General features: G+C 75.3%; 8 protein-coding genes. 3 read left to right on the top strand and 5 right to left on the bottom strand.

The window, feature by feature from the left end; genetic code table 11:
• Positions 1-195: 195 nt before the first annotated feature.
• A complete protein-coding gene (locus ACFC0B_RS40400) occupies positions 196-1,758 on the bottom strand; it encodes an LCP family protein (protein WP_376098368.1) in 1,563 nt (520 codons plus the stop codon).
• A 221-nt stretch (positions 1,759-1,979) separates the two neighbouring features.
• Between ACFC0B_RS40400 and ACFC0B_RS40395 the strand changes: the two genes are divergently transcribed.
• Both ACFC0B_RS40395 and ACFC0B_RS40390 read left to right on the top strand, forming a co-directional pair.
• Positions 1,980-3,020, top strand: a complete 1,041-nt coding sequence (locus ACFC0B_RS40395; protein ID WP_376098365.1) for a glycosyltransferase family 2 protein — start codon at positions 1,980-1,982, stop codon at positions 3,018-3,020.
• A gap of 105 nt (positions 3,021-3,125) precedes the next feature.
• Complete coding sequence (locus ACFC0B_RS40390) at positions 3,126-3,803, top strand: acyltransferase (protein WP_376098362.1); 678 nt, start codon at positions 3,126-3,128, stop codon at positions 3,801-3,803.
• Between the two features lie 38 nt (positions 3,804-3,841).
• Here ACFC0B_RS40390 and ACFC0B_RS40385 read toward each other — a convergent pair whose 3' ends face one another.
• The 3 genes from ACFC0B_RS40385 to ACFC0B_RS40375 all read right to left on the bottom strand — a co-directional run bounded on the left by ACFC0B_RS40385 (position 3,842) and on the right by ACFC0B_RS40375 (position 7,967).
• Positions 3,842-5,533: an LCP family protein gene (locus ACFC0B_RS40385; protein ID WP_376098359.1), complete on the bottom strand. Its 1,692-nt coding sequence runs from the start codon at positions 5,531-5,533 to the stop codon at positions 3,842-3,844.
• Between the two features lie 235 nt (positions 5,534-5,768).
• Positions 5,769-7,139 (bottom strand): LCP family protein, encoded by a 1,371-nt coding sequence (locus tag ACFC0B_RS40380; RefSeq protein WP_376098356.1) that lies wholly within the window; start codon positions 7,137-7,139, stop codon positions 5,769-5,771.
• Positions 7,140-7,175: 36 nt separating this feature from the next.
• Positions 7,176-7,967 (bottom strand): TIGR03089 family protein, encoded by a 792-nt coding sequence (locus ACFC0B_RS40375; RefSeq protein WP_376098353.1) that lies wholly within the window; start codon positions 7,965-7,967, stop codon positions 7,176-7,178.
• A 104-nt stretch (positions 7,968-8,071) separates the two neighbouring features.
• On the opposite strand from ACFC0B_RS40375, the gene ACFC0B_RS40370 reads away from it, so the two are divergent.
• A complete protein-coding gene (locus ACFC0B_RS40370) occupies positions 8,072-9,310 on the top strand; it encodes a peptidoglycan recognition protein (protein WP_376098350.1) in 1,239 nt (412 codons plus the stop codon).
• A gap of 7 nt (positions 9,311-9,317) precedes the next feature.
• Here the strand turns inward: ACFC0B_RS40370 and ACFC0B_RS40365 are convergent, their stop codons facing one another.
• A complete protein-coding gene (locus ACFC0B_RS40365; RefSeq protein WP_376098347.1) occupies positions 9,318-9,809 on the bottom strand; it encodes an SgcJ/EcaC family oxidoreductase in 492 nt (163 codons plus the stop codon).
• Positions 9,810-9,812 lie beyond the last annotated feature (3 nt).

The following is a 9,812-nucleotide window of genomic DNA, read 5'->3' as shown; positions in this document are numbered from 1 at the left end:
TCACCGCCCCCGCGGCGACCGCCCCGCACTCACGGCGGGCGACCCCCGGTTGGGGGTAGGGGGGGGCGCCCGGTAGAACCCGTACAACCCGGGGGAGCGGGGGCCGGGGGGCACCGGGGGGTGGGGCAGGGTGCCGCGGGCACCCTGCCCCTCGTGGTTCCGCGTGGTTCCGCGCGGTCCGGGCGGCGAACGCGCTCACGGGCAGATGATGTCGCTCGCCCGCTCCGCGGCGCCCGGCCCCGCCTCCTCCGCCCGCGCCTCACCCGCCGGCCCGGACGGCGCCGCACCCGGCCCCGGGGGCGGCGGAGCGGCAACCCCCGCCGTGGCCCCCGCCCCCGCCGTGGCTCCCGCCCCCGCCACACCGGCCCCCGCCACCGTCGGCGTTGCCGCCGGGTAGTCCGCGCCCGCGTACAGCTGGAGGATCACCCCGAGCCCCGGCACCGGCGTCAGCGCGGCCTCCGGCACCGCGCCCGCCAGCGTCCGCGCCGACTCCGCCCAGCGCGGGTCGTACCGGATCACCGTCCGCCCGGCCGCCGTGCCGGACGGGGCGTTGGACGGCGCCCCGGTGGTGGCGAATCCGGCCCCTCGCAGCTCGGCGTCGACCCGGGCGCCCAGCCCCGTCGTGCCCGCCGCGTTGAACACCTGGACGTGCACCTGGTCCGGTGTGACGGGGGCCGGCGCCGACGGGGCCGCTGTCGTCGCCGTCTCCGCGGCCGCCGCCCCGTCCGTCAGCGACCGCCCCTCCCGGACGGCGTCGAACAGCTGCCGCGCCCGCTCCCGGTCCCACAGCACCGTCGACCCCCACCCCGCGACCGGATGGTCCACCGAGGCCAGCGGCACGGTCACGAGGTCGGCCCGACCGGCCGCCAGGTCCTTCATCCGGGTCGCCAGGGCGATCACGTCCTTGGCCGCGAGCCCCTTGTCGGCCTTGACCGAGCCGAGCAGGCTGTCGGTCACCCGGGCCAGCCGGACCGGGTTGAGCAGGGTGCCGCTGCTGGTCACCTCGTGCAGCAGCTGCGCGACGAACTTCTGCTGCCGGTGCATCCGCCCCAGGTCGGAGCTGCCGTCCACGTGCCGGGCGCGCACGTACTTGAGGGCCCCCGGGCCGTCCAGGACGCTGGTGCCGGCCGGCAGGTCCAGGCCCGAGTACTCGTCCTTGAGCGGCTTGGCCGTGCAGACCCGGACCCCGCCGACGGCGTTCACGGCGGCGACGAACCCGGCGAAGTTGACCTGGAGGTAGTGGTCGATCCGCAGCCCGGTGTTCTGCTCGACGGTGGCCACGGCCAGCTGCGGCCCGCCCAGCCCGTACGCGGCGTTGATCTTGCCCTTCCCGGCCGGGACCTCCTTGCGGGTGGCCGCGTCCTGGTGGGCGGGGATGTCCACATAGGAGTCGCGCGGAATGCTGATCACACTGGCCCGGGACCCGTCCCCGGCGAGCCGGACGATCATCATCGTGTCGGTGCAGTGGCAGGACTCGCCGCCGGCGTGCAGCACGGTCTTCAGCGTGTTCTCCGGGATGCCCTCGCGCTCGTCGGTGCCGACCACCAGGAAGGTGGTGGAGGCGTCGTCGGCCGGCCGGATCCGGTCGTCGCTGAAGGCGTCGACCCGGTCGATCGCACCGATGCCGTGCAGCACCGCCCAGCCGCCGCAGGAAGTGGTGAGGATGCAGAACGCGATGCCTGCGGCCAGCCGGCGGGGCCAGCGGCGCCGCCGTCCGGACGGGGCGCCGGGCCGGGCGGAGAGGGGGGAGACGGGCATCTCTCGGATGGTAGGGGCGCCCTCGGCCGGGCCGGGTGAGGGCGCGCCGGGGCCGGGGAGTACGGTGGGCCGCGATCGGTGAAACGTTCCTCCTGGTGCTCTCCGGCAACGGCGGAACGTCCCGTCGGCGTTCCCTCGCGTCGGCCCGCCTCCGGGGCCGGGCACAGCGGCCCAGACCGGGACAGGACGGCACCCCGCCCGCACCGGTACGGTTGGCCCCGATGAACACCAAGGCTGCTGAGGAGCTGCCGGCGGTCTCCGTGATCATGCCGGTGCTCAACGAGGAACGACACCTGCGCACGGCCGTCCGGCACATCCTGGAACAGGACTACGCCGGGCCGATGGAGGTGGTGATCGCCCTCGGCCCGTCCACCGACCGCACCGACGAGATCGCCGCCGAACTCACCGCCGAGGACCCGCGGGTCCGTACCGTGCGGAACCCCACCGGGCGCACCCCCGCCGGGCTGAACGCCGCGATCCGCGGTTCCCGTCACCCGATAGTGGTGCGGGTCGACGGCCACGGCCTGCTCACCCCGGGCTACATCACCACGGCGGTCCGGCTGCTCGACGAGATGGAGGCCGCCAACGTCGGCGGCATCATGCACGCCGAGGGCGAGACCGAGTGGGAGCACGCGGTCGCCGCCGCGATGACCTCGAAGATAGGGGTCGGCAACGCCGCCTTCCACACCGGCGGCCTGGCCGGTCCGGCGGACACCGTCTACCTCGGCGTGTTCCGGCGCGAGGTGCTGGAGCGCCTCGGCGGCTACAACGAGGAGTTCATCCGCGCCCAGGACTGGGAGCTCAACTACCGGATCCGCCAGGACGGCGGCCTGGTCTGGTTCACCCCGCAGCTGCGCGTCACCTACCGCCCCCGGCCCAGCGTCAGGGCGCTCGCCAAGCAGTACAAGGACTACGGCCGCTGGCGCCGGGTGGTCACCCGGTACCACAAGGGCTCGGTCAACCTCCGCTACCTCGCGCCCCCGGCGGCCTTCCTCGGCGTCACGCTCGGGCTGGTGCTCGGCGCGGCCGTCCACCCGGTCTTCCTGGCCGCCCCCGGGGCCTACCTGCTCGGCATCCTCGGCGGCGCGCTGGTCGAGGGCCGCGGCCTGTCGCCCAAGGCGAAGGCGCTGCTCCCGGTGGCCCTCGGGACCATGCACCTCAGCTGGGGCTTCGGCTTCCTCACCTCGCCGCGCTCGCTGGCCCGCAAGGTGATCGGCAGCCGCTCGCCCTCCGCCACCGACGTGGTGGCCGAGCGCGGCTGACCCCGGGCTGATCCCGGCGGCCCTCCCGGGCCCCGACCGGTCCCGACCGGCCAATCCCGCGGACCCGCCCTCCTGTCCCCGCCCCCGGCGCTATCGTCGGGCGCCATGGGGACAGTTGAGGGCGGGTCCGCCGCCGTTTCCGCCGCTGCCGGGGCCCGGATCGAGCCGACCGCCGACGTCGACGGGCGCGCGGTGCTCGGCGCCGGGACGACGGTCTGGCACCTCGCCCAGGTCCGCGAGGACGCGGTGATCGGCGCGGACTGCATCATCGGCCGCGGCGCCTACGTCGGCCCCGGGGTGCGCATCGGTGACCGGGTCAAGCTGCAGAACCACGCGCTGGTCTACGAGCCCGCCGTGCTGGAGGACGGCGTCTTCGTCGGCCCGGCCGCGGTGCTCACCAACGACCTCTACCCGCGCTCGGTGGACGTCGACGGCCGGCTCAAGCGCGGCGACGACTGGCACGCCCGGGGCGTGACGCTCCGCCAGGGGTGCTCGATCGGCGGGCGCGCCGTGCTGGTCGCCGGGGTGACGGTGGGCCGCTGGGCCCTGGTCGCGGCCGGCGCGGTGGTGCACCGGGACGTCCCGGACTTCGCGCTGGTCGCCGGTGTCCCGGCCCGCCGGATCAAGTGGGTCGGCCGGGCCGGCGAACCGCTGGAGCCGGCCGGCCCGGACCGCTGGCGCTGCCCGCGCACCGGCGAGGAGTACCGGGAGTCCGACGGCGAGCTCGCCCCCACCGAGACCCTCGCCGAGACCCCCACCGAGACCCCCGCCGACGCTTCCTGACCGCGGGCGGCCGGGCGGGCCGGGCAGGCCGGGGCGGGCTACTTCGCGCAGACGTCGGCGTCGTCGGCCTGGACCCGCTGGAGGTCCTTCGGCGCCTCGGTGGCCGGCGCGCTCGGCGTCGCCGCGGCCGCGGCGGGCGCGTCCTTGCCGAGCACCAGCACCAGTCCGTCCTTGGCCCCCAGCTTCGGGTCCGCCTTGACCGCGTCGGCGGGCAGGCCCAGCGCGGTGGCCAGCGCCGCCGCATCGGCGGCCTTCCCGGCCGGGTGGGAGACGGTGGTGGTCGCCGTGACCGGCGCGTTGGCGGAGGTCGCGGCCCGGGCGTAGCCCTTCGCCTGGAGCCGGTCGACGGTCTGCTGCGCCTGCCCGGGCGTCCCGCTGCCGTTGCGCACGGTCACCCGCTGCTCCTTCACGTCCACCGCCGGAGCGGTCGGAGCCTCCGGAGCCGCCGAGGCCGTCGGGGAGGCCGGAGCCGTCGACGCCGCCCCCGGAGCGGCCGGAGCGGTCGGAGCGGTCGGAGCCGCAGTGGCCGCCCCCTCGGTCAGCGACCGGTCTCCCGCCACCATCGAGAACAGCTGCCCGGCGTCCGGCTGCTTGAGTATCAGCCGGTTCTCGTCCGCCGGGTCGTCCAGCACCGGCACGGTGGCGAAGGTGATGTTCTTGGTGTCGACCTTGCTGACGTCCAGCGCGAGGCTGGTCAGCTTGTCGACGCTGCCGATCCCGGAGTCGACGGTGAGCGCCTTGGTGGAGGCGTCCGCGAGCTTCCACAGCTTGGCCGGGTCGGTCAGGGTGCCGTTGCTCTTGACCGAGCGGATCATCGAGCTGATGAACTGCTGCTGCAGCGGGATCCGGGTGAGGTCGCCGCCCTGCCCGACGGCGTGCCGGGTGCGGACGAAGGCGAGCGCCTCGTCGCCCTGGACGACGTGCCGGCCCTTGCTCATCTTCAGGTGCGAGTCCGGGTCGTTGATGTCCTTGGCCGCGCACACCTCGACGCCGCCGACGGCGGTGGAGAGCGTCTTCACCGCCTCGAAGTTGACCATCACGAAGTGGTCGACCCGGATCCCGGTCATCTTCTCGACGGTCTTCCAGGTGCAGCCCGGATCGCGGCCCTCCTGGCCGAGGCTGTTGTTGAACATCGTGCGCGACTCACCGGGGACGGTCTTCCCGTCCTGCGTCACGCAGTCCGGGACCGGCACCATGAGGTCGCGCGGAATGCTGAGCACGGTCGCGTTGGTGCGGTCCTTGGCGACGTGGAACAGCAGCGTGGTGTCGGCGTGCCCGGCGCTGCCCTCGTCGCCGTAGGAGCGGCCCAGGCCCTCCCGGCTGTCGGTGCCGATCACCAGGATGTTCAGGGCGTCGCCGGCCGGCTGGGGCCGCTCCGCCTCGTTGCCCAGCTGCACCTTGACGGCGGTGATGTTGTTGTTGAAGTGCTGGTACGCGTAGTAAGCGCCGCCGCAGCCGGCCACCAGGACGAACGCGCCGAGGCCGCCGGTCCACTTCAGCAGCCGCCGGCGGCGGTTGCGCCGCGCCGCGCGCGCCCTGCGGTGGGCGGCCCGGCCGCCGCCGGGCGGGAGCCCGGTCCCGGAGGCCGTCGCGGCCCCGGCGGAACCCTCGGGCGCGGCCCCGGCGGAAGTGCGCCGGCGCTGGACGGGGATGCCCCGGGCGGGGTCGAACGGCTCGGACGGAGGCGGCGGCCCCGCGTCCGGCGTGACGCCGTGGGTGTCCTGCTGCACGGGTGGTCCCCTCCCTCCGTCCGGTTCCCGGACCGGTCCGCGAATTGCGCGACCGACTCGGACACCCTAGACGAGCCGGGTGGGGGAATTGTTCCTGATGTGATCTCCGCCATGGTGCGGAACGGCATTTCCCCAGGTGAATCCGATGCTGGGAATTTCCGGGGAGAACCTTTCAAGATCATGATCCGTGTACGGAACGGTGATCCGATGAACGGCTGATCGGCGTCGATACGGGTCAGTGCACGGCGCAGGCGTCCACGTCGGCGGTCCGCCCCTCGTACGACGGAGGGGTGGTGACGTTCGGTGACGGAGCGGGCGTCGGCGACGCGGCGCGAGGGGTCGCCGACGCCGTCCGCGAGGCCGAGAACGGCAGCGAGACCCCCGGAGCCCCAGGAGCCCCTGGGACCCCCGGGACCGCCGGCGCCGCCTGGGCGGTCGGCGACGGACCCGACGCCGGTGGCCGCACCTCCACCGGCCGGTCGTCCCGCAGCGCCGCGAACAGCTGCGTGGTCTGCGGCTGCACGAACTCGTCCCGGTCCGAGTCGAACCGGTACGGCTGCCGCGGCGCCGTCAGGAAGGTGACGTCCGCGGACGGGATCCCGCGCAGGTCCTGGGTCAGGTCGTACAGCGCGCCCAGCGAGGACAGCCCGCCGTCGGCCCGCACCGACGAGGTGGCCGCGTCCAGCACCGGCCACAGCTTGGTCGGGTTGAGCAGCACGTCCTGCGACTGCACCTTGCGGATCAGCGCCGCCAGGAACTGCTGCTGACGCCCCATGCGCTGGGTGTCGCTGCCGTCGCCGAGGGTCTCCCGGGCCCGGACGTAGCCGAGCGCCTGCTCCCCGTGCAGGGTCTGCCGCCCGGCCGGCAGGTCCAGCTTGGCGTCCTTGTCGTGGATCGGCTGCGGGACGCACACCTCGACCCCGTTGACGGCCTCCACCATCCGCTTGAACCCGGTGAAGTCGATGATCACGTAGTGGTCGATCCGGATGCCGCTGAGCTGCTCGACGGTCCGGATCGAGCAGGCCGGGCCGCCGGTCTCGAAGGCCGAGTTGAACTGCGCCAGTCCGGCCCGGCTGCGGGTGCCGTCCGGTTTCTCGCAGGCGGGGACGGTCACCATGACGTCGCGCGGGATGGAGACGGCGGTCGCGTGCCGGCGGTCGGCCGCCAGGTGGAGCAGGATCGTGGTGTCCGAGCGCTGGCCGCCCGCCGTGCCGTAGGAGGCGTTGGCGCCGGTCCGGTCGTCGCTGCCGATCAGCAGCAGGTTCTCCGCACCGCGGGCCCCGGCGGTGCGGCTGGGGCGCTCGGCCTCCAGCCGGGCCAGCAGCTGGTCGGTGGTGGAGTCGGTGCGGATGTTGCCGTCGAGCTTGCGGTAGGCGACCCAGAGCAGCGTGCCGCAGGCGACCAGCAGGAACGCGAGGGCGCAGGCGGCGACGACCAGCCACCGCCGCCGACGGCGCCGCCGGCCGCCGGAAGCCTCGGGCGCGGCTTCCGGCTCCGCGGCGCCGGCCTCCTCGGCCGGAGAGTGGTCGGCCGGAGGGTGGTCGGCCGGGGCGCGGTCGGTCGGCGGGCGTTCGGTCGGGGGGTGCTCGGTGTCGTCCTCGGCCATGGCAGGGATCCCTACCCGCCGGGCCGGGGCCGGGGGTTACCCGAGGCGCAGTGTCACCCGTTCGGATTCCACTCGCTTCTCCCACTGGTCGGCGTCCAGGCCGTCGGAGTTGCGGCAGAGCACCACCGACGCGCCGGCCGCCAGCGGCGCCAGCAGACCGGCCTCCAGGCCCGCCCAGTCGTCGTAGGAGAAGGTGGACAGCACCCGGTCGCCCGGGCCCACCCCGAGCCGGACCGCGCCCTCGCGGGCCAGCTGGACGGTCTGCTCCCCGGTCAGCTTCAGCGGCAGCCCGTCGACCGCGGTCTCCAGGGCCGGGGCGTCCGGGGTGACGGGGGAGTAGGGGGCGAACCGGTCGCCCTGGCCGGGCACCTCGGCCGCGTAGTCCAGGAAGCCGTCCGGACGCTGCGGGAACCGCCCGCCGAGCGGCCGCAGCGCGAGCGCCACCCGCTCGCCCTCACAGGCCTGGGCGGCCTCCAGGCCGTCCGGGCCGCTGACCACCAGGTCGGCGTCGGCCGGGTCGCCGGCCGGAACCGCCGTCACCCCGACGGACCAGCAGGCGAGCAGCCAGACGGCGCTCTGCCAGTGGGCCGGGAGGAGCAGCGCGGCGCGGTCGCCCGGCCCGGCGTTGAGCTCGTCCTGGAGCAGGTTGGCGGTCTTGGCCACCCAGTTGTCGAAGGTCCGGGCGGACAGCTCGACGCGTTCGCCGCTGGCGTCGTCGTAGAAGGTGACCAGCGGGGCCGCGGGGTCGACTGAGGGAGTGCCACCTCGCAGGTAAGCGTGCAGCAGCTCGACGGGGGTGCGGGCATCGGCAGCGAAAGGCGAAGTCATGGTGCGCCCCAGCCTACGGCCTTCGGGTGGACGTCCGGGAGGGGTGGCCGAAGCGGCGCCGGGTGGCGTGGCGCGCGGGTCGAAATCCCGTGAACATCCGGTTTATGCACATCTTTCCTCAGGGCCTCCGCGGCCGGCCGGCCGTCGTCCCCCGCGTGGTCCTCCCCGTCGTCCTGCTCGCCGTCTGCACCGTCGTCCTGCCCCTGTCCCCGGCCGCCGCCGGGTCCGGTCCCTCGTCCGCCGACCCCGCGCCGCGGGCCGGGCTGCGGACCTCGGCGGGCGGCGGCTCCGTCGCCTCGCTCCCGCTGGGCGGCCCGCACCGGTCGGCCGCGGGACGCGCGCTGGCGCCGCGCACCACCGCGCGGTTCGAGCTGATCGGCGTCACCTGGGACGGCCCGGCGGACGCGTTGGCGGACGGCACCGTCCGGGTCCGCACCCGGGACGCGGCCACCGGTGCCTGGCGCGACTGGCAGCGGCTGGACGCCGACGGCGAGGACGGGCCGGACACCCCGGCCGCCGCCGGCGCCCGGCGCGCGGGCACCGCCCCGCTGTGGACCGGGCCGAGCGACGGCGTGGCCGTCGAGGTGACGGCGGGTCCGGCCGGCCCGCCGCGCGGCCTGCGGGTCGAGCTGGTCGACCCGGGCCGCGGCGCCGAGTCCCCGGCCGCCAGGACCAGGCCCGCCGAACCCGCGGGCGGCGGGCGCCGGTCCGGCCAGCAGGCCCCGCGCCCCGAGATCGTCACCCGGGCCGGCTGGGGCGCCGACGAGTCCATCCGCGAGTCCGACTTCGTGTACACCGGCCAGGTCCGGGCGGTCTTCGTCCACCACACCGCCACCGCCACCGCGTACGAGTGCGCCGACGCGCCCCGGGTGATCCGGGCGATCTACCAGTACCACGTGCAGAGCAACGGCTGGCGGGACATCGGCTACAACTTCCTGGTCGACCGCTGCGGCACCGTCTACGAGGGCCGGGCCGGCGGCACCGACCTGCCGGTGCACGGCGCCCACACCCTCGGCTTCAACACCAACACGGCGGGCGTCGCGGCGATCGGCACCTACGTCAAGGACGTGCCCCCGCCGGAGCTGCTGACCGGCCTCGCCCGGATCTCCGCCTGGAAGCTCGGCCTCACCGGCCGGGACGCGGACGGCCGCGTCGATCTGGTCTCCGGCTCCAGCGCCAGCCGCTACCCGGCGGGCACCACCGTCTCCTTCGACGCCGTCTCCGGCCACCGCGACGGCTTCAACACCGAGTGCCCCGGCGCCGCCCTCTACCCGGAGCTCCCCGGCATCCGCACCGAGGCGGCCCGCCTCCAGGGCCGCGCCGACACCGTCGCGACCCCCTAGGGTCCGGTCACCCCGGCCCCGGTCCGCGTGCGACCAGTCCCCGCAGTTCGGCCGTCAGCGCCCGTGCGAGCTCGGGCCGCAGGTCGTACCGGGCCGGGGTGTTCTGCCACAGGGCGATCCGCCAGCCCGCTCCCGCGTTGACCGCGATCACCGTCTGCACCGCGTTCAGCGCGGGATCCAGGTCGTCCGCGTCGTCCGGCACCAGGCCGGCCACCGCGTCCAACTGCGCCACCCCGGGGGCCAGCGCCCGGACCCGCCGCACCTTGGCGACGTACTCGGGCGTCGCGTGGTCGGCGAAGATCCGCCCGAGCTCGGCGGCCATCACCGAGCGGCCGTCGTACCGGGTCCCGTCGAAGCCGATCACCTGGCCGTCCGGTGCGAACGGCCCGGCGAAGGCCGCGCCGTCCCGCTCGTTCCAGCCCTCCAGCACCCGGTGGTAGAGGGCCCGCACGGCACTCTCGTCACCCGGGGCCAACTCCGCCACCCGCGTATCGTTCATATC

This window comes from Kitasatospora sp. NPDC056184 (assembly GCF_042268405.1).
GTDB lineage: Bacteria > Actinomycetota > Actinomycetes > Streptomycetales > Streptomycetaceae > Kitasatospora.
Note: the sequence above shows the minus strand (reverse complement) of the source record. Positions and strands in the feature narration are given on the sequence as shown.

What these genes read in the sequence shown, in the direction of transcription:
- ACFC0B_RS40400 (WP_376098368.1), bottom strand. Translation starts at nt 1,758, where the DNA reads ATGCCCGTCTCCCCCCTCTCCGCCCGGCCCGGCGCCCCGTCCGGACGG.
- ACFC0B_RS40395 (WP_376098365.1), top strand. Translation starts at nt 1,980, where the DNA reads ATGAACACCAAGGCTGCTGAGGAGCTGCCGGCGGTCTCCGTGATCATG.
- ACFC0B_RS40390 (WP_376098362.1), top strand. Translation starts at nt 3,126, where the DNA reads ATGGGGACAGTTGAGGGCGGGTCCGCCGCCGTTTCCGCCGCTGCCGGG.
- ACFC0B_RS40380 (WP_376098356.1), bottom strand. Translation starts at nt 7,139, where the DNA reads ATGGCCGAGGACGACACCGAGCACCCCCCGACCGAACGCCCGCCGACC.
- ACFC0B_RS40375 (WP_376098353.1), bottom strand. Translation starts at nt 7,967, where the DNA reads ATGACTTCGCCTTTCGCTGCCGATGCCCGCACCCCCGTCGAGCTGCTG.
- ACFC0B_RS40370 (WP_376098350.1), top strand. Translation starts at nt 8,072, where the DNA reads ATGCACATCTTTCCTCAGGGCCTCCGCGGCCGGCCGGCCGTCGTCCCC.
- ACFC0B_RS40365 (WP_376098347.1), bottom strand. Translation starts at nt 9,809, where the DNA reads ATGAACGATACGCGGGTGGCGGAGTTGGCCCCGGGTGACGAGAGTGCC.